Here is an 18,892-nt window from a genome sequence, read left to right on the forward strand (position 1 = left end):
GCGCCACCGGGGGCGAATAAGCGGGCGATGGCAGTTCCCCCGCCAATATCAAGAATGCCGTTGGGGTTCTGCGGATACCGCCACATCTGCCGACCTAGCGCCAAATCGTAAGCTCCCCGGCATTCATCAGTAGGAATAATGCGTCTTACCGTTGTAAGACAGTCATGCCCGTTACAAGTGAATTCGATAGTTCCCTCCAACTCCTTGAGCTTTGAGATTGTCACTTGGTTGCGACTGTCAGGAGTGGGAATAATGAGCCTTTCAATCCGCTGCGGGGAATCCGAAGCAAGGGCGGGGAGAATTAGCAGATGCGCTAGATCCACTTTCCCTGCTCAAATGCTGGAATGCCTCCCATCAGTTGAGCCAGTCGGCCCACGACGTAACGCCGGCCAGAGTAGCCAATCTCAAAGGATTGTGTATCGTTGCCCCCTTCCTCCCAGTCGGCCAACTCCTTCACATAGGAAGGAATGCAGCGGAGGGTTTGGCCGTCAATCCACTTCGTAAAACGGTTCCCTGGGTCAATAGCTAGCACGGGACGCACGACGGCGCTGCATGGCTGGACTGCGCCAGATGTGGCGCGAAAGTATTCGGTTATCATGGTTCGGTGTATGCCTTGTGGCGTAAGGGTTTGAGGCACTTTTAGAGCCAGTTTGGGGCAACCTCGCGGGACTATACAGATGGCTGTTTTGCGCCCCGAACTGGCTATTTTGCGTTCATGTGTGCTATTCTAGCAGATAGCTTCTGAAGCTGTCAAAGGTTATCTGAAGTTATCCGAGAACCCCCATTGAGGAGGACTTCTGAGGTTTACTGAAGATATCTAATATCTTCGGAGCTTATGGGAGTTACTAAAAAAGCAAAAATAACGTTTACGTGCGAACCGAACCTTAAGGACGCTTTAGAGGAATGGGCCCAATCAGAAAGCCGCACTTTATCTAATCTGATAGAGATGCTGGTACGAAAAGCTTATGGAGAACGCTTTACCACTGAAGAGGCTCTATTTAGGGCTTCTAGATTTGTGGATGAGCCGGGTATAGGCAATTTAGTCTCGTCCGAACCCGAACCACAACTTGAACCACAACCCGCGCCGACCAAAACCCAGCCGACCACAAAAGCCAAGCGGGGGAGGGGGAGCAAAGGTGCTAGCTAATGTCTAGCGGTGTCTAGTAGCGGCACTTAACAATTCTTAACAATCTCCCAAACCTCAAGCCCCGCAAGGAACAGAACGACTTTTTCGGAACTTGTTAAGGCGCGAAAGCTGTAACCCTTGCTCTTGCCGGGTTTGAAGGATTGAGGCACAATTAAAACACACCACGGGTACGACAAATGAGAGCAAAAAAAGACAAGACTGTGGCTGATTGCACCTTTTGCATTCACATCAGTTTGCTAGCGCAAGTGGATGCAATTGTGAGCGCCATCGACCCCGAAAGCGCGGGCCAGAAATACCGAGGCAAATACTCTAAAGCTTCCCGGTCGCAGGTATTGTGCAAGCTGCTTCGAGAAGCTTTGGAAGCCCGCGAGGCTCAGTTCACGCCAAAAAAGCCTGCACCCGAACCGCTGGCGGCGTAAAAGCTCTGCCCAAAACAAAACGCCCCGGCAATTGCACAAGGCGTGATGGTTTTGAGGTTTTTCCCTCCTAGTCTGCCCAATCCGACCAAAGATTACAGAGCTAGGATTCGTTTTTTGTTTTTTCGACACTCAACAAAGTGCCAAAGGTTATTTAATTATGTCACAAAATAAGCCAAATACAGATTTAGCTGTATCCCCTTCCATTGTAGCACCCGCTGAGGAAGTTTGGGTAAGTTCGGGAGATTCGGTAGACCCTGTAGATTTGAGCAACTTTGGCACTCTATGCAGCCTGCCAGAAGAATTTTCGCTCACACCTGAACACGAGCAAGAGGCCGCACGCAGAGGCTTACTGAACGACTGGACTCGCAAGGCTTGTTGTTCTATAAGCGAGGCTCAAGCTTCTTTGCTAGGGTTCGCAGTGAAGTCGGGAGGAATCTTGTTTGTAGGAGCCAACAAACAGAAACAGCTCCGCCCCGACAACCCAAGGAAGAAAAAGAATGGCGAACCTATAAAATACGAAACTGAGATGGAAGGTGATTTTGATGCCTTCCTTCCCCCTCCTCCCGACAACCCGCTCTACTGGGAAATTGAAGCTCTAAAACGAGAGGCTTTTTACATCAATGGCCACCCTTATATCGGCATTAGCGAGGGGCCGTGGAAGAGTATCTCAGGTTGTTGCAATGGCATTCCAACAGTCGGCTTGCTAGGGGTCGAAATGGGTCTCACTGGTAAAAAAAGCGACCCAGAAAAACAGCGATTTCTGGTGAAGGTTTTACGTTATCTTGCCGAGGCTGGATTTGGCTTTATCATTATTTTCGATGCTGATGCTATCAGCAACCCAAACATCTGGAACGCCGAAAGAAAACTAGCCAAACAATTGGCTAAGTTTAAAGTACCAGTTCGCACCGTGACAGGGTTTTGGGATGCAGGCCCAAAGGAAGAGTTTAAAGGAATGGACGATTTTATTCAGCACAAAGGGATTGAAGAATTCAGAAGGATTCTTGCTAGAGCAAAGCTATTTGAGGAGGGGGGTGAAGGAAGCAATTCTACCAAGAAAGAACCTCCCAGCCCACAAGCAACAGCTTCACGAATAGCCGAAGAATACGGGCATCAGTGGAAGTTTGACAACGAGCAAAAAGCTTGGAGAATATGGACTGGCAAGGAATGGGAGAAAATAGAAATCGGCAACTTTGAATCCCTACTGCTAACAGTCATTGAAGCCAAGAATATTTGCTATGGAAGAAATAGTTATTTATCTGATGTGCTGCAAATATTGACCAAAAAACTGAGAGTTGCTGTGTGGCACACTTGGGATAGAAAACGCTACATCAGTTTCAACAACTATGTACTAGATGCCGACAATGGCAAAAGTCTAGAACACTCGCCAGGAATGGGTTTTACCTCGCACTTACCGTTTGAATACAAGCCCCTAAAACGCAAAGTAATAGACGCACTAAAAGCACTAGAAGAAAACTGCCCTAACACCTACCGTTGGATGAGTACGGCAATGAAAGGCGACCGAAGAAAAATCTTCAAGCTATTAGCAATTATTAACGGATTGCTAAAGTTTAGATTCGGTTTCGAGTTGCAGATGTTTGTTCACTTAATTGGTAAGCCGGGGAGCGGCAAGGGTACATTCATTCGACTACTCCAGAAAATTGTAGGGCGAGACAATTGGAAAGGCTGCAAATTAAAGCACTTAGATGATGGCTCAACGATGGCCAGTATCATTGACAAACAATTAGTAACTTGCCCGGATGAGCGCACCGCCACAGGGGTAGACGAAATATTGTCCCTGACGGGTGGCGATAGTATTAGCTATCGGGAAGTGTATAGGCCGGCCGCCGATGCCTTTTTCTACGGCTTGCTAATCATTGGAAGCAACAATCCGATTTTCGTAGGCGATACGACTGGGATAGACCGTCGCTTGTGCCTCGTTCATTTTGATAATCCATTGCCTACCGCACTGCGTGATTCAAGGGTAGAGGCCGGGATGGATACAGAAATATCGCAACTCATCGCCGTGGCCCTTAGCCTGTCAGACAGCGAAGTTACCGAAAGCCTTCAAGGTGTCGGCAAGAATCAAATTGCAGAATTCAAATTCCAAGAATGGGAAATGAAGCTGCAAACTAACAGCGTAGCAGCCCACTTTGACGATTGCTTGATAGTAGATCCAACTGCCTCTATACCTTCTGGCAAACTCTACGAACACTACAAAAACTGGTGCGACACCGGACTCAAGGCAGTCTCTCATATCAAGTATCCCAAGATGCTCTCGGAGCTGTGCAACGATTACCTCGAACTCACGGGCGTTGAATGGAAACGCTCCGGCGGCCGCAGTTGGTTTGAGGGATTGAGACTCCGTACCGACGGGGAAACATCACCAACTCACTCCGATTCACTTTCGGCGCTTATCCCAACCGATACGGGGTTTGACGGGGTTAGTACGGGGTTAGTACGGGGTTTAGAACCCTTACCAGATGGGAATTACAGCGATTTACGGGGTTTAGATGGCGAAAACATTCTAGAAAATCTCTCACTTGATACCGAACCTCAAAACAAAGCACTAAACAAAGTGCAAGAAGTAGGGGGAAAGCCAGAAAAAGTTAGTTTGAACCCCGTAAACCCCGTGGAAGTGCCGGAACCTTTACTACCAAAGGGTTTAAACCCCGTAGCCAACCCCGTACTAACCCCACAACAACCGCATCAAACCCCGTCACTTGAACTCAACGAAGACGAACTCGACTTGCTGGATATGATTCGGATAGCGACAGCAGAACCCGATACTGAAATCGCGCGACGGGCAGCGGCCGACATTCTGCCAGTGCTCAAAGATGTTTGTGCCAGCAGTGCTGCCAACCGCCAGAAAGTTTGGGCCGCTTTGACCGATTCGGAACGAGCGACATTCTCTGCGCTATCGGCTCCGCCGATCGCCGATAGTGACAATCCGCAAGAACCAAAACCCGCTGAAACCGCGCCAGAGCCGGAACTAATCGCCCCCGCCGATGCCGAAAAACTGCGAGAAATTGCGACAGTTTGGTGGGATGAATACTATTCGGCACAGTTACAAACCCTGATTACACAGATGTACGGATGGAACGCACCGGGGACTAAATACGATGCTGCCACCATAAACGCTTGGCTAGCCTCTGAGGATACTTTGGTGAGGGAGCGGATATCCGAGTTGATACAGCACCGTTCGGAAGGTTCCTAATGAAGCTGTAGGAGGGCAACGTGATAGATCCACAGCCCCACCGAATGCTGGGAATTTGTCCGCACCGCCATCGCCTCTGCCGACCCGGAAACGGCCCGTGATGTAGCTGGAGTGCTCAGGGAAGTTTGCACAAGCGACCATGCCGACCGCGCTGCTGTCTGGGCTGAGCTTACGGCAGAGGAGCGCTCGCAGTTCTTGCAGTTGTTGGCTGCGGTGGCTGCTGCAATCCCACAAAATTGACAGAGTAGAAAAAGCAGCGTCGCCCTATTTGCAAGGATTGCGCTGCCAGCTACTCTGTCAGTCAATCCATAGTAACCCTGCTAGCCCCATGCCAGACTTAAGAAAACTAGAAAGGGTCGAGGGGCAAGTTTCATGAACTGGAAAAAGTACGGGGTTATGTGTGGGCTGTGTGGGGTGTTACTGCTGGTAGCGGGTTGTCTAGACCAGAGATTTAAAGCTGTATCACAAGTAAGATTTCGTGATGCTTGGCCACTTACTGTACCCCAGGGACAAGTGGCTTGTTTTAGTGGAGAGAACGGAGAAATTATTTTTTTTGTTGCACCAGACGGAAAGGAATATTCGCTGAAGGGCGAGCCCGCGCCAATAGGGAAAGTTCTTCTTCCAATTTCCCTTATCACCAAACGCCATCCTAAAAATCCCGATTTGTTTATGAAAACTGACGTACTAATTGAGGAAGGAAAATTGCTTTGTGACCCGTCAAAAACAAGTTATTAGTAAGGACAAATTAAATGAGCTGGAAAAAATGTGTGACGATAGGTTTGTTGCTATTGGTAACAGGTTGCGTAGACAACAGGTTCCGGTTTGTGTCAAAAGAGAGATTCGGCAATGCTTGGCCGTTAACTGTACCAGAGGGTCAAGTGGCGTGTTTTAATGGCGAAGACGGAGAAATTATTTTTTTTGTTGCACCAGATGGCAAAGAATATTCACTTCAGGGCAACCCAGCGCCAATAAGGAAAGTTCTTCTCCCAATTTCTCCTATCCTCAGACGCCACCCTAATAATTCAAACGTGGTCATGAAAACCGACGTGTTAATTAAAGAAGGAAAACTGCTTTGTGACCCGTCAAAAACAATTTTATGATAGGGAGAAATTAAATGAGTTGGAAGAAGTATATGGTCATAGGTTTATTGCTGTTGGCGACAGGTTGTGTGGGCGAGCAGCAGCCCACTCCCGTGTTTGGACCAGCAGCGCCGCAGGTAAAGACCGCCGCAGTTTCGGAAGAACAGTTTAAAGACCAGTGGCCACTTACGATATCAAGCGGTCGAGTGTCCTGTGTGCTCAACTCACGCGGCGGTCAAATTGTTACTTTTATTGCATCAGACGGAAAAGAATATTCTTTGAATGGAACAGCTAAAGGCTCAGGAAATTTTCTCCCAATTGAAGGACTATGGAAGCCCGACCCCACAAACCCCCCAGCTAAAAAGAACATTGGAGTATTGATTGATGAAGGCTTAAAACTTTGCTCGTAAGTTTAGCAATGAGTACAAACAAATAAGCACCCCAGTTTGTAAAGTCGAGGTGCTAAAAATCAAACTATATGAAGCAAAATGTGAGTAAAAAGAGGAAATACGAGGCAAACTTCATGAACTGGAAAAAGTACGTTGTAGCGTGTGGATTGCTGCTGAGTGTAGGTTGTCTAGAAGAACCAGGTCAGCCAATTTCAATTTCTCAAGAGCAATTCGGTAACGAGTGGCCATTAACAGTACCTAGGGGGAAAATAGGTTGTATGTTTACGAGTAATTTTTATGCAAAAAACGTAGAAGTTATTTTTTTTATTGCACCTGATGGTAAAGAATATTTGCTCGAAGGTTCGCCGATGCGCTCAGAAAAAATTCTTTTCCCAATTAATTCAATCCATAAGTCCGACCCTATCAATCCACGAGCTAAAAAAAATCTTGAACCACTAATTGATAAGGGGCTGCAAGTTTGCCCCTACTAGAAATATTGCCTGCCAGAGATATCGCATAAATGAATAAGCGCCCGGACTGTACTGGTCGGATGCTCAAAAAAAAACTGTGCGATTTAAAACCTAAAATTCAATATCTAAAACTCAACCAACCGATGCTTTTCCGTTGTCAATGTCGCTGATATTTGCCTTGCTCTGGTGGCCCGAATTTCACCCTGATCTAACTCAAAGCTTGCTTACCCAAATGTTCGGCTGGCAATCGCCGGGAACCCGCTACGAGGCCGCTGCAATCACGGCTTGGCTTGAGGGGGAGGATGCTTTAGTTAGGGAGGGAGCGGGTAGGTGCGCTTGTGGAGCTGCGAGAGGCTCCTAAATGGTAGTGAATGCCCAACACAAAACCCGTTAACAGATTTATTAACAGAAACCTGTTAACAAGTTCTCCGATAGAAAGTTGTTAACAGGTTTATTGACAGAAAGTTGTTAACAAGTCCTCTGATAGACACCCGTTAACAGGTTTATACAAGAAACTTGTTAACAACTTTCTAAACTTCATGAGCAAACCAAAAGGCGGCCGGGGCAAGAAAGCCCCCTACGAAACCAAGCTGATGAGAGTGCCGGAGCCAATTGCCAGCCAAGTAGAAGCTCTATGTCAGTGCTACCAAAATTTTCTCGTTAGTGGGGGCGACCCGAATGCCCCGCCTTGCTTCTTGCTGGAAAGAATCGAAGTGGCTGCGGCCGAATGTCCGACAACTGATTCGCAATCGGCGCAGCCGATCGTACTTGGCGACAATCCCCCCGAACCGGAACCCGCCGAAACCGCGCCAGAGCCGGAACTAATCGCCCCCGCCGATGCCGAAAAATTGCGAGAAATTGCGACAGTTTGGTGGGATGAATACTATCCGGCACAGTTACAAACCCTGATTACACAGATGTACGGATGGAACGCACCGGGGACTCTGTACGAAGCTGCCACCATCACCGCTTGGCTAGCCTCTGAGGATGCCATAGTGCGCGAACGGATAAGCGAGTTGATGGAATTGAGGCTAGAGGGTTAGCTGAGTTCTGACAGTCAATAAAAAACCACACAAACGCTCCGCCACCGGAAAACTTACCCTGGCTAAGTTTCTGGCAATTGTCGGCGAGGCGCAACTTGTAGAGTTTGAACAGCTTGTGGTTAGTTGTTGCTGTTTTGTCTCAAAATAAAACTGCTGTAGGCCTCAACAAACACCTTTACGCCTAATTGCCTGTTGCGCTGTTGTACCCGATGGAGTCACAATCGTAGCGGACGACGCATCCGGTTGCGTATATTTCTTGCGACTAGAAGGGATTGCTGAGTATTTAGAAAAGGAGATGGCGTGAGATGGAAGAATTTGCTGACAAGTTAGCGGCCAAACCACTTTTCTATCAACGTGCTTATCTGGGCAGCTTACTGCCAAATTATGTCAAGTCAGGTAATTTAGAAAAATATTATCAAAGACTGACAGATTTTAACTTTCTGATGGCAAAGATTCAACATCCTGAGTTTGGGGTGCAGGCACTTATTGATGATTTCGATTTGGTTGACGCTTCAGAAGCAGTAACTAACCTAGAATACAACTCAGAAACAGCAAAAGCCTTGAACTGGATTCAAAGGGTACTGTGGATGTCAGCCGATATTTTGGAGGGAAATAAAACTAAACTGGCGGAACAATTGTTAGGTCGCTTACTGTACTTTGAAATGCCAGAAATTCAGGCCATGCTGGAGGTAGCAAAGCAGTGGAAAGCAGCACCTTGGTTGCGTCCTTTGATACCTTGTCTAACTCCCCCTCGCAGGGGACTACTACGCACCCTTGAAGGTCACAGCAACTCAGTAAATGCAGTCGCCGTCACTGCTGATGGGAAGCGGGCAATTTCTGCTTCAGATGACAATACTCTCAAAGTCTGGGATTTAACCCTTGGAAAGGAACAGTTTACTCTCGAAGGTCATAGCAACTCAGTAAATACAGTAGCCGTCACTGCTGATGGCAAATGGGTAATTTCCGGTTCGTCGGACAACACCATCAAAGTCTGGAATTTAACAACTGGAGATGAACAGTTTACTCTCGAAGGTCATAGCAACTCAGTAAATACAGTAGCCGTCACTGCTAATGGCAAGCGCGCGCTTTCTGGTTCATCGGACAACACCATCAAAGTCTGGGATTTAACAACTGGAAAAGAACAGTTTACTCTCAAAGGTCACAGTGACTGGGTAAATGCAGTCGCCGTCACTGCTGATGGGAGGCTGGCAATTTCTGGTTCATTTGACAGCACCCTCAAAGTCTGGGATTTAATCACTGGAAAGGAACTCTTTACTCTTAAAGGTCACAGCAACTGGGTAAATGCAGTCGCCGTCACTGCTGATGGGAAGCTGGCGATTTCTGGTTCGTCGGACAACACGCTTAGAGTCTGGGATTTAACCACTCGAAAGCAACTGTTTACAATCAAAAGCCACAGGGTAAAAGCAATAGCCGTCACTACTGATGGGAAGCTGGCGATTTCTGGTTCGTCGGACAACATCCTCAAAGTTTGGGATTTAATAACTGGAAAGGAACAGTTTACGCTTACAGGTCACAGCAACTGGGTAAATGCAGTCGCCGTCACTGCTGATGGGAAGCGGGCAATTTCTGGTTCGTCGGACAACACGCTTAGAGTCTGGGATTTAACAACTGAAGATAAACTGTTTACCATCAAAGGTCACAGCTACTTGGTAAAAGCAATAGCCGACACTGCAGATCCGGAGTGGGGGATTTCCAGTTCGTCGGACAACACCCTCAAGGTTTGGGATTTAACCACTGGAAATGGGCTGGTTATGCTTACAGGTGACAGGGACTCGGTAAGTGCAGTTTCCGTCACCGCTGATGGGAAGCGGGCGATTTCTAGTTCACGGAACCACACCCTCAAAGTTTGGGATTTAGAAACTGAAGATGAACTGTTTACGCTCAAAGGTCACAGGGACTCGGTAGATGCAGTTGCCGTCACCGCTGATGGAAAGCGAGCCATTTCTGGTTCAAGAGACACAACTCTAAAAGTCTGGGATTTAACTACTGGAAAAGAACTGTTTACGCTCAAAGGTCACAGGGACTCGGTAGATGCAGTTGCCGTCACCGCTGATGGGAAGCGGGCAATTTCTGGTTCGTCAGACAACACCCTCAAAGTCTGGGATGTAGAAATAAGGAGGAAATTATTAGATTTTATTTGGAAAAATTCAATAGCTATAAGGCAACTTTTTACACTCACGGGTCACAGCAAGTCGGTAATAGCAGTCGCTGTTACTGCTGATGGGAAGCGGGCAATTTCTGGTTCAAGAGACACAACTCTAAAAGTCTGGGATTTAACCACTGGAAAAGAACAGTTTACGCTCAAAGGTCACAGCAACTCAGTAAATATAGTAGCCGTCACGGAGGATGGGAAGCGGGCGATTTCTGGTTCTGACGACAACACCCTCAAAGTCTGGGATTTGTCGAATGGAAATATCATTGCCAGTTTCACGGGTGAAAGTGCGATTGCCTCTTGCACCATCGCCCCCGATGGAGTCACAATTGTGGCAGGCGACGCCTCCGGCTGCGTATATTTCTTACGGCTAGAAGGGATTGCTCAGTATTTAGAAAAGGGGATGGCGTGAGATGGAAAAATTTGCTGACAAGTTAGCGACCAAACCACTTTCCTATCAACGTGCTTATCTGGGCAGCTTACTGCCAAATTATGTCCAGTCAGGTAATTTAGAAAAATATTATCAAAGACTGACAGATTTTAACTTCCTAATGGCAAAAATTCAACATCCTGAGTTTGGATTGCAGGCACTTATTGATGATTTCAATTTGGTTGATGATTCAGAAGCAGTAACTCACCCAGAGTACAACCGAGAAAAAGCGAAAAATCTGGAGTTTATCCAAGCCGCACTGTGGATGTCAGCCGATATTTTGGATGCAGATAAGACCAAACTGGCAGAGCAATTGTTAGGACGCTTAGTACACTTTAACATTCTGGCAATCCAGGCAATGCCAGAGGTAGCAAAGCAGTGGAAATTAGCACCTTGGTTGCGTCCCTTAAGACCCTGTTTTACGCCCCCTGGCGCAGGATTACTACGTACCTTAAAAGGTCACATTGACAGTGACTATATAACTTCAATAGCCGTCACCCCCGATGGCAAGCGGGTAATTTCCACTGCTTCCCGAGATAATAGTATCAAAGTTTGGGATTTAATAATGGGGAAAGAAGAGTTTACTCTGGGTTATCACAAAGACAATTACTTAGTAGTTGTTACTCCTGATGGCAAGCAAGTGATTTCTGCTTCAAGTGACAAAACCATCAAAATTTGGGATTTGACAAATCGAAATGAGCTGTTTACCCTCAGTGGTTGTAGCAATATGGTCTCCGCAATAGCCGTCAGTGCTGATAGTAAGCGAGCGATTTTTGCTTTAGATGATAATACCATCAAGGTTTGGAATTTAACAACTAGAAAGGAAGAGTTCACTCTTGAAGGTCACAGCAACAGAGTCATCGCAATAGCTGTCACTGCTGATAGCAAGCAGGTAATTTCTGGTTCAACAGACGAAACAATCAAAATCTGGAATTTAACAATTGGGAAGGAAGAGTTTACTCTCACTGGTCACAGTGGTTACGTAACTACAGTAGCCGTCACTATTGATGGGAAGAGAGCAATTTCTGGTTCAACAGACAAAACAATCAAAGTTTGGGATTTAACAACTGGAAAGGAAGAGTTTACTCTCAATGGTCACAGCAAATTGGTAAATGGGATAGACATAACTATTGATGGGAAGAGGGCGCTGTCTGCTTCAACAGATGAAACCTTCAAAATATGGGATTTAACAACTCGAAAAGAGCTATTTACTCTTAAACATTCTCCCAACCCTTACAGGTTAAAAACTAAGGCAGTTATTGTAACTCCTGATTGGAAGCGAGCGATTTCTATATTTAAAAATACAATAAAAATTTGGGATATAAGGACTCCCGATGAATTGTTTACTCTTCATAATCATAGTGACTGGGTATGTGCAGTAGCCACCACTCCTGATGGCAAGTCGGCTATTTCTGGTTCCTGGGATAAAACAATAAAAGTTTGGGATTTAGGAAGTGGAGATGAACTATTTACTCTCCACGGTCATAGCAACTCTGTCAAGGCAGTAGCCATTACTGCTGATGGCAAACGAGCAATTTCTGGTTCAACAGACACCACTATTAAAGTTTGGGATTTAACAGCTCGAAAAGAACTATTTACTCTTAATGGTCACAGCGACTGGGTACATACAGTAGCTGTCACTACTGACGGCAAGCAAGTAATTTCTGGTTCATCAGACCACACAATAAAAGTCTGGGATTTAAAAACTAAAAAAGAACTATTTACTCTCAATGGGCATAGCTGCACGGTCAATGCACTAGCCGTCACTACTGATGGCAAGCACGTGATTTCTGGTTCGTGGGACAACACAATAAAAGTCTGGGATTTAAAAACTAAAAAAGAACTGTTTACTCTCAATGGTCACTACAAGTGGGTAAATGCAGTAGCCGTCACGGCTGATGGAAAGCGGGCGATTTCTGGTTCATCGGATTGCAGCATCAAAGTCTGGGATTTAACAACTGGAAAGGAAGAGTTCACTCTTGAAGGTCACAGCCTCATAGGCCACAGATATTCCGTAAAAGCATTAGCCATCACGGAGGATGGCAAGCGGGCGATTTCTAGTTCAGATGACAATACTCTAAAAGTCTGGGATTTAGTCACTAAAAATGTCATTGTCAGTTTCACGGGGGAAAGTGCGATTGTCTGCTGCACTATTGCTGTCGATGGAATCACAATTGTAGCGGGCGACGCATCGGGCCGCGTATATTTCTTGCGGCTAGAAGGGATAGAGCCACTAACATAAATTTCTTACGCGGTTGTCGGCAAGCCTGAATTTGCAGCTAAAATAATCGACGCCAAGGCGCGAGCTACTTCTGGTTCTAGTTTGGGGTCGAAGATTTCCTCTTCCTCATCGGCAAGATTCGGCCTGCCCTTACCAAGTACAGCGTCTGTGGGGCGAGGGCTAGGGCCTCCGCGAGCGGCAAGAATCTTTTGCAGAGTGGGACTGATAACCAACTCAGCAGGCGACACCCCTAGCCACTTGCAAATAGCCAAAAAATCCTCAAAGTGTATGCGGGCAAGTTCAGGGTAATTCGGATGGTGGGTTGATTCAATCCGAGAGAGTGTGCCGATGTATATCCCTGTTTCTCTCGCAGTGTCTCGCAGACCACGACGGCCGCGCTTGGCTCGACTCAGTTGAGCCAGTCTCTTTGCATCAAAATCAGTTGGATCGAGATAGGGGGTTTGTGGAGGGTAAGTAGTGCCGCCCTGTACGGCGTCATGGGGGCGTGGTTGTGGTTGTTCGTTCATATTTTAATAAAGCCCCTTTTTAAGTGGGCGGTAGCTTCCTAATTTCCCTTGCAGGGTTTACCCTTCAATCCTCACATCCGCCCTGCTGCAATTGCATCCGCCCTATCCTGTGCTTTTTTGCGCTGCATCCATTGTGCCCAAACTTCATCCGCAAAAGCCTTTAACTCTTTCTCTACTGCTTGCCAGTCGATGCCGTCTTTGGCGAAGCCAGCAACCCACACATTTATAGGCTGGCTAATCGAATCGTAGAACTGCTCGCACAAACTGTCTGGGTCGCTTATTCCCGGCATATCGGGAATCTCTTCATTCAGTCGGCCGCACCCCCGCAGGCACTCAGCCAGCTTTGCTTTTTCTCCATCCATCCATTGCTCAAATTGTTTATTCATCCTCGCTACCTCCCAAGATTTCTAAAATTTCCGCAACATCTGCTAACTCTGCCTTAGATTTTTTACGCCGCCCCTTTAACTGGTTGAGCAAGTCGGCTGGCTCTGGTAGTTCGCTGGCAGTGGCTAGCTGCTGTTGTTTGTATGCTTCTAGCTCAGCTTGTAAATTGCCTATTTCCAGCCTCAAGGCGGACTCTGCGGGGTTGGGCTTTAAGCTGTACCCACGCTCCAATTCCCGTATCTTATTGCCTTGTTTGAGTATGGTTGCCTTCGCCTCTTCTAGTTCAGCCCTCGCGTCGCTAAGCTGCTGTTGCAAAGATTGATTTTTAGCCTTGAGGTTGCCTACTTCATCTCTCAGGTTGCCCAACTGTTTCTGCAACCCGCTATCTCCTACCGTATCAGGCTTGAGTATCTCGGAGGTAGATGTACTCAAGCCGCCAGTTTTCCCAGCAATTCCTCCACTGCTTTTAGTCGTGCCTCAAGAGCATCGAGGCGACTTTTAGGTACACTATCTCCTACCGTTTTAGGCTCTTTTTCTCCTACCGCTTTAGGTGGCAGATTAGTTAAATTTTCTGCTACTTCCTCTAACCGCTCCATAGTCAACCCATCAACCTTGCCGATGTACTTTTTGTGTACCCGCCCCTCGACTTTTCTACTACCGTACCAGTACCCTATCTCACTGGCAATTTGCTTGCGAGCGGTAAAGGGTTTGTGACCGTAAGATGACTCAAAGCGGAACGATATAGCGCTTTCTAGCCATTTTAATCCTTCTGGTGATTCCAGATTTAAGTTTGTGCCATCAAGTAGCGTAATTACCTCATCTGCTACCACGGGGATTGTTTGTTGCGCCATGCCTGTGAGACTCCTAATTTCAGCTTATGCCACCTATGCTAGTACACCGCGCTTAATGGTAGGAGATGAATGTCTTATCCTATCGGTCAGGTTGCATAAATTTCTCTTGTGGGTACTGGTACAAGCTCCTCGACAGCCCGCCTGCTAGTACCCAATTGTGTACCTGTCTGCACCCTCGCCCGCGTATTATATGCTACCTCGCCGGAAACTGTCGCCCTTTGTACTGCTTGCGTTATAACCTTTACCCGGTATGTTTTCCAGCCCCTCCTAAAAAATAATTTAGGAAACCCGTTGACGAGTAGAATAACGGTAGTCTATATTGGTTGCATAAGCAAAACGGGAACGACACATCCCATGCCCGGTATACGCTTCAGCCAATTAGTACGACCACTCGCCCCCGCGCCCCCGTATCTGCCTATATACGGGCGAGTGAACCCTCAAACCCTTTCCGGGCAACGCTTCCAGCGCCAACCGGGGTAGTTTTTGGTCGCCGAGGATTTTCGCCCTATATTGAAAGGGTGGGAAGCGACACAACCCCCACACCACACCGAACCTTGAAAACAAAATAATGAAAAAGCTCCTGTTGACAATCGTCCTGGTTAAGCAAATTGCCGTCCCTACTGAGCAATTCAACTTAGACGAACTACAAACCCTCGCAGAATCCAGTCTCGAAATCGGCGGATTCATCCAGCCCCCGGTAGTACGCCGCAACGGTACAGGCTACGAAATCATTGCCGGCCACAAACAGGTAGCGGCCGCCCACTTGGCCAAACTAATCGACCCCCGCAACGGCGAATCAATCCCGGTCATGCTACTGGAGCCGGAGATGGAGGAAGCGGCCGCCCTGCAACTGCCAGCCTCCCCCGAACCGACCGAAACACCAACCGCCCCAGCAGCCGAAACGCCCGCTACGCAAGCGACCGAACCGCCCGCCCCAATCGAACGAGCTTTTCATTATGCCCGCCTCACCATCCAGCAGCTCAAGAAATTAGCCAAGGAAAAGGGAATCATCCCCAGAGGTGACAAACGCTTGAAAACTACATATATCAACGCCTTGAAGCTAGCGCCAGCCTAGTTCACCCGGCGACAGCCACCTACTCGCGAGGGTGGCAGCCACCCCGCCCCACGCATACATCCGCCCGCGCCCGCTACGCACCAGCCCACACGCCACACGCGCCCGCATATATACCACCACAAGAAAAAACCATGCAATTGCTATCAGCCAAGTTCGCCCAAATCGCCACACAAATCGAAACGACCAACGCCCAAATCGCAGCCCTTCAAGCGCATCTCAGCGAACTCCAAGAACATCAGCAACAGTTGCTATCGGTCGAACAGGCCTGCCAGTCGGCGCTTGCCCAAGCTGACACAGCCCTGATGATGTTGGCCCATGTAGATCCAAGTCAGGTCGAAGTCTTTAAGGAGGCGATGGCGGCCAAGTTCGCGCCGGGTGCAGTCGCCATGATTGAACCCGCGCCGACTGAGCCGGATGCGCCAGAACCCGAACCCGTGCCAGATGCTCCCGTGGGGGATGCGGTCGAACCCGAACCCGACGCGCCGATTGATGTTGCGGTCATGCCGGAACCCGAACCGGAAGCACCGACCGCGCCGGAACCCACGCCGGATGTGGATATTGAGAAGGAATTGGCTAATATGCCCCTACCCCTTCTGCGGACGCTGGCTAAGTCGAAGTCGGTTGATGCGCGGGGTAACAAAGCGAACCTAGCAGCGAGGTTGAAGAAAGTCGTTACACCCACTGACCTGCTGGCCGTAGCCTAGCAATCTCTGGGGGCGCGGCCAGCACAACGCGCAATTTATCAATCTTTAAAACCAAAAACCATGAACCCTTTATCACCCGAATTCCTCCAAACCTACCCGATTATCAACTCTCACCCCATCCCCGGTGACGGCGCTCAAGCTCCGGGTTGCCTAGTGCTCACACAGTGGGGCGGACAGTGGGCAACGCACTTTTATAACGAACAGGACGGCGGCTTCCACCACGGCCACTACTTCAATAACCTTACTGATGCCGAGGTGGACTTTGCCCACCGACTGACTGAGTATGCTCCCGTCCCGGCCGCTGGCTAGCACCCGCACAACCAGCCCCGTCCTTTTTTGGCGGGGCCCCTTTATGCCCCACTGTTCGCGTAAACCCACATTATCAAGACCGTAAAATGAGCCAAACTGACTTTTCTATCGCCACCCTCGAAGCTTCCCTCGATGCCAAAATTGAGAGGTATTTCGATACTTTAGACACCGACCCCGACGTGCTCAAACAATTGTTGGCTGACAAGCGCTCCGAAAATACCCGCCGCGCCTATGAGCGGGACGTGAATGATTTTTTGATAACTATGACGGGGACGCCCGCCGTGCCTGATAACGTTTTGGAGTTCCTGCACCTTGAGGAGCGGCAAGCTGTGTCGGTGGTGTTGAAGTACAAGGCCAAGCTGATTGACAAGGGTCTGAAGGAAGCCACGGTTAATCGTCGGTTGGCGGCGGTCAAAAGTCTGGTGGAGATGGGTCGCAAGCTCGGCGCGTGTCACTACACGCTAGGTGACATCAAAGGGGAAAAAGTTACCAGCTACCGGGACACGACGGGGGTTGACGCGGCGACTTTTGAGCAAATTTTAAACCAGTGTAATCGGACGACATTGGCGGGGAAGAGAGACTATGCTTTGCTCCGATTGCTCTGGGGTAACGCTCTGCGGCGAAACGAAATCAGTCAATTGAATGTTCGCGACTTTGACCCAGCTACTAGGAGCTTACAGATTTTAGGGAAAGGACGCGGGACGCAAGCTGAGGTAGTGGATTTAGGGGCTGCTACGGTACAGGCAATTACCGATTGGCTCGAAACCAGAGGCGGTAATTCCTCCCCAGACGCCCCGTTATTCAGCGCCCTTGACTTTGCCAACTCAGGGCATCGGTTGACGGGTGACGGCATCCGCAGGATTGTTGTCCGCCACAGCGAAAAAGCGGGAATCAAAAAGCAGATGAGCCCACACAGAATCCGCCACAGCGCCATTACTGCGGCGCTTGATGCCACCGACGGGAATGTGCGGAAAGTTCAGAAACTCAGCAGGCACAAGAATCTCAACACGCTGATGATTTACGATGACAACCGAGGACGCGACCAGCAGGACGTTACTGAGATGCTTGATGGGATGTTCTAAATTTTCTAGAATGCCACGACGTTCAGAACAAAAACTTAATTAAAGAAAAACCCCCAACTATAAGCGGTTGGGGGAATTCCGGTTTGGTGTTTGTCGCCGAAGGCGATCGGCTTCGCCGAACGCAACCAGAATCTTACTTGCTCTTGTTTCAATCCCTGATAGGGTTTTAGATGGTTTTAGTCTTTGGAGTGGCTTTAGCTCCCATAGGATTTATGGTGTTTCAATCCCTGATAGGGTTTTACGGTTGTTTCCAATTGGAAAACACTCAACTGCTGCTTAGCGTCTGCACAGTTTCAATCCCTGATAGGGTTTTAGATGGTTTCCAACGTAACGTCCGAACTTGGTTCGCGACGAACCAGAGGCAGTTTCAATCCCTGATAGGGTTTTAGGTTGTTTTCGGCGGAATTTCCACAGCCTGACCGCTGGCTACTGCTTCGTTTCAATCCCTGATAGGGTTTTAGGTTGTTTTCGGCCAGACACATGACCAGGCATCCAAACTGAAATGGATTTGTTTCAATCCCTGATAGAGTTTTAGGTTGTTTTCGGCTTTACCCTTCTCCCCGTAAGGCTTTCAGCCATTTGTATCACGTTTCAATCCCTGATAGGGTTTTAGGTTGTTTTCGGCTTTTATTATTCGTTCCCGCAGTTTACTATAATTCATTATTTGATGTTTCAATCCCTGATAGGGTTTTAGGTTGTTTTCGGCAAAGACATTGAAGATGAATACCTCAAATCTATCAAAGTTTCAATCCCTGATAGGGTTTTAGGTTGTTTTCGGCTGTAGTAATTGCAGCTAGTTTGAGTGAAGTTCTCGCGTTTCAATCCCTGATAGGGTTTTAGGTTGTTTTCGGCAGGCTTCAGGATGATTAAGATGAATCCAAGAAAGGTTTCAATCCCTGATAGGGTTTTAGGTTGTTTTCGGCCGTTTAGTCAACCTGTCCCACGCTTCGGTCATCTTTGTTTCAATCCCTGATAGGGTTTTAGGTTGTTTTCGGCGATTGTGGAGCCGTAACGACGAGGAATTTATAGTTTCAATCCCTGATAGGGTTTTAGGTTGTTTTCGGCTTTGTTCGCGATTCGCACTCCAATCTTCATTCGAGGTTTCAATCCCTGATAGGGTTTTAGGTTGTTTTCGGCATGGTTTGTTCGTTGCCAAGTCCGACAGAAAGAGATAAGTTTCAATCCCTGATAGGGTTTTAGGTTGTTTTCGGCTAAGGAAGATTTGATATGCGCGGTTAACCCGGTGTACGTTTCAATCCCTGATAGGGTTTTAGGTTGTTTTCGGCGATGTTGCCGACATCCGGCAGACCCGCACATTCCGTTTCAATCCCTGATAGGGTTTTAGGTTGTTTTCGGCAGAAATAGGGCTAACGCC

At 48.0% G+C, this 18,892-nt stretch carries 21 protein-coding genes; 14 read left to right on the forward strand and 7 right to left on the reverse strand.

From position 1 onward, the window contains the following. Both QUA23_RS27420 and QUA23_RS27425 read right to left on the reverse strand, forming a co-directional pair. On the reverse strand, positions 1–323 hold a 323-nt coding region (locus QUA23_RS27420; RefSeq protein ID WP_333079023.1), incomplete at its 3' end, for a hypothetical protein. Further along, on the reverse strand, positions 314–598 hold the full coding sequence (locus tag QUA23_RS27425; RefSeq protein ID WP_333079024.1) for a ParM/StbA family protein: 285 nt from the start codon (positions 596–598) through the stop codon (positions 314–316). The genes QUA23_RS27425 and QUA23_RS27420, both read right to left, overlap by 10 nt. Before the next feature lie 237 nt (positions 599–835). Here QUA23_RS27425 and QUA23_RS27430 point away from each other — a divergent pair, with 237 nt between their 5' ends. The 3 genes from QUA23_RS27430 to QUA23_RS27440 all read left to right on the forward strand — a co-directional run bounded on the left by QUA23_RS27430 (position 836) and on the right by QUA23_RS27440 (position 4,780). Further along, positions 836–1,147, forward strand: a complete 312-nt coding sequence (locus tag QUA23_RS27430; protein ID WP_333079025.1) for a ribbon-helix-helix domain-containing protein — start codon at positions 836–838, stop codon at positions 1,145–1,147. 176 nt (positions 1,148–1,323) lie between these two features. Next, positions 1,324–1,566 carry a hypothetical protein gene (locus QUA23_RS27435; protein ID WP_333079026.1) on the forward strand — a complete coding sequence of 81 codons (243 nt, stop codon included), beginning with the start codon at positions 1,324–1,326 and terminating at the stop codon, positions 1,564–1,566. Between the two features lie 157 nt (positions 1,567–1,723). Continuing rightward, complete coding sequence (locus QUA23_RS27440; RefSeq protein ID WP_333079027.1) at positions 1,724–4,780, forward strand: DUF3854 domain-containing protein; 3,057 nt, start codon at positions 1,724–1,726, stop codon at positions 4,778–4,780. Here QUA23_RS27440 and QUA23_RS27445 read toward each other — a convergent pair. Further along, positions 4,777–4,911, reverse strand: coding sequence for a hypothetical protein (locus tag QUA23_RS27445; protein ID WP_333110612.1), 135 nt, complete (start codon positions 4,909–4,911; stop codon positions 4,777–4,779). The genes QUA23_RS27440 and QUA23_RS27445 overlap by 4 nt on opposite strands. A 241-nt stretch (positions 4,912–5,152) precedes the next feature. Here QUA23_RS27445 and QUA23_RS27450 point away from each other — a divergent pair, with 241 nt between their 5' ends. The 7 genes from QUA23_RS27450 (at position 5,153) to QUA23_RS27480 (ending at position 12,606) form a co-directional block, all read left to right on the forward strand. Next, positions 5,153–5,515, forward strand: coding sequence for a hypothetical protein (locus tag QUA23_RS27450; protein WP_333079029.1), 363 nt, complete (start codon positions 5,153–5,155; stop codon positions 5,513–5,515). Between the two features lie 14 nt (positions 5,516–5,529). After that, complete coding sequence (locus QUA23_RS27455) at positions 5,530–5,880, forward strand: hypothetical protein (protein WP_333079030.1); 351 nt, start codon at positions 5,530–5,532, stop codon at positions 5,878–5,880. 14 nt (positions 5,881–5,894) lie between these two features. Continuing rightward, the gene (locus tag QUA23_RS27460) at positions 5,895–6,269 is read left to right on the forward strand and encodes a DUF2511 domain-containing protein (protein WP_333079031.1); all 375 of its coding nucleotides are present in this window, start codon (positions 5,895–5,897) and stop codon (positions 6,267–6,269) included. A gap of 68 nt (positions 6,270–6,337) precedes the next feature. After that, positions 6,338–6,739: a DUF2511 domain-containing protein gene (locus QUA23_RS27465; RefSeq protein WP_333079032.1), complete on the forward strand. Its 402-nt coding sequence runs from the start codon at positions 6,338–6,340 to the stop codon at positions 6,737–6,739. Between the two features lie 518 nt (positions 6,740–7,257). Further along, positions 7,258–7,761: a hypothetical protein gene (locus QUA23_RS27470; RefSeq protein ID WP_333079033.1), complete on the forward strand. Its 504-nt coding sequence runs from the start codon at positions 7,258–7,260 to the stop codon at positions 7,759–7,761. A gap of 305 nt (positions 7,762–8,066) precedes the next feature. Next, positions 8,067–10,346, forward strand: a complete 2,280-nt coding sequence (locus QUA23_RS27475; RefSeq protein WP_333079034.1) for a WD40 repeat domain-containing protein — start codon at positions 8,067–8,069, stop codon at positions 10,344–10,346. A 1-nt stretch (position 10,347) separates the two neighbouring features. Further along, a complete protein-coding gene (locus tag QUA23_RS27480; protein WP_333079035.1) occupies positions 10,348–12,606 on the forward strand; it encodes a hypothetical protein in 2,259 nt (752 codons plus the stop codon). Between the two features lie 5 nt (positions 12,607–12,611). On the opposite strand, the gene QUA23_RS27485 is transcribed toward QUA23_RS27480, so the two are convergent. The 4 genes from QUA23_RS27485 to QUA23_RS27500 all read right to left on the reverse strand — a co-directional run bounded on the left by QUA23_RS27485 (position 12,612) and on the right by QUA23_RS27500 (position 14,347). Continuing rightward, the gene (locus tag QUA23_RS27485; protein ID WP_333079036.1) at positions 12,612–13,112 is read right to left on the reverse strand and encodes a helix-turn-helix transcriptional regulator; all 501 of its coding nucleotides are present in this window, start codon (positions 13,110–13,112) and stop codon (positions 12,612–12,614) included. A 71-nt stretch (positions 13,113–13,183) separates the two neighbouring features. Beyond that, positions 13,184–13,498 carry a hypothetical protein gene (locus tag QUA23_RS27490; RefSeq protein ID WP_333079037.1) on the reverse strand — a complete coding sequence of 105 codons (315 nt, stop codon included), beginning with the start codon at positions 13,496–13,498 and terminating at the stop codon, positions 13,184–13,186. Continuing rightward, positions 13,491–13,928, reverse strand: coding sequence for a hypothetical protein (locus tag QUA23_RS27495; protein ID WP_333079038.1), 438 nt, complete (start codon positions 13,926–13,928; stop codon positions 13,491–13,493). The genes QUA23_RS27490 and QUA23_RS27495 overlap by 8 nt, the downstream gene beginning before the upstream one ends. Further along, positions 13,925–14,347: a hypothetical protein gene (locus tag QUA23_RS27500; protein ID WP_333079039.1), complete on the reverse strand. Its 423-nt coding sequence runs from the start codon at positions 14,345–14,347 to the stop codon at positions 13,925–13,927. The genes QUA23_RS27495 and QUA23_RS27500 overlap by 4 nt, the downstream gene beginning before the upstream one ends. 568 nt (positions 14,348–14,915) lie before the next feature. On the opposite strand from QUA23_RS27500, the gene QUA23_RS27505 reads away from it, so the two are divergent. The 4 genes from QUA23_RS27505 to QUA23_RS27520 all read left to right on the forward strand — a co-directional run bounded on the left by QUA23_RS27505 (position 14,916) and on the right by QUA23_RS27520 (position 17,517). Further along, positions 14,916–15,422: a ParB/RepB/Spo0J family partition protein gene (locus QUA23_RS27505; RefSeq protein ID WP_333079041.1), complete on the forward strand. Its 507-nt coding sequence runs from the start codon at positions 14,916–14,918 to the stop codon at positions 15,420–15,422. 131 nt (positions 15,423–15,553) lie between these two features. After that, positions 15,554–16,126 carry a hypothetical protein gene (locus tag QUA23_RS27510; RefSeq protein ID WP_333079042.1) on the forward strand — a complete coding sequence of 191 codons (573 nt, stop codon included), beginning with the start codon at positions 15,554–15,556 and terminating at the stop codon, positions 16,124–16,126. Between the two features lie 60 nt (positions 16,127–16,186). Next, on the forward strand, positions 16,187–16,435 hold the full coding sequence (locus tag QUA23_RS27515) for a hypothetical protein (protein ID WP_333079044.1): 249 nt from the start codon (positions 16,187–16,189) through the stop codon (positions 16,433–16,435). An 86-nt stretch (positions 16,436–16,521) separates the two neighbouring features. Then, positions 16,522–17,517 (forward strand): tyrosine-type recombinase/integrase, encoded by a 996-nt coding sequence (locus tag QUA23_RS27520; protein ID WP_333079045.1) that lies wholly within the window; start codon positions 16,522–16,524, stop codon positions 17,515–17,517. Positions 17,518–18,892 lie beyond the last annotated feature (1,375 nt).

The organism is Microcoleus sp. Pol1C5 (assembly GCF_036701115.1).
Classification (GTDB): domain Bacteria; phylum Cyanobacteriota; class Cyanobacteriia; order Cyanobacteriales; family Microcoleaceae; genus Microcoleus.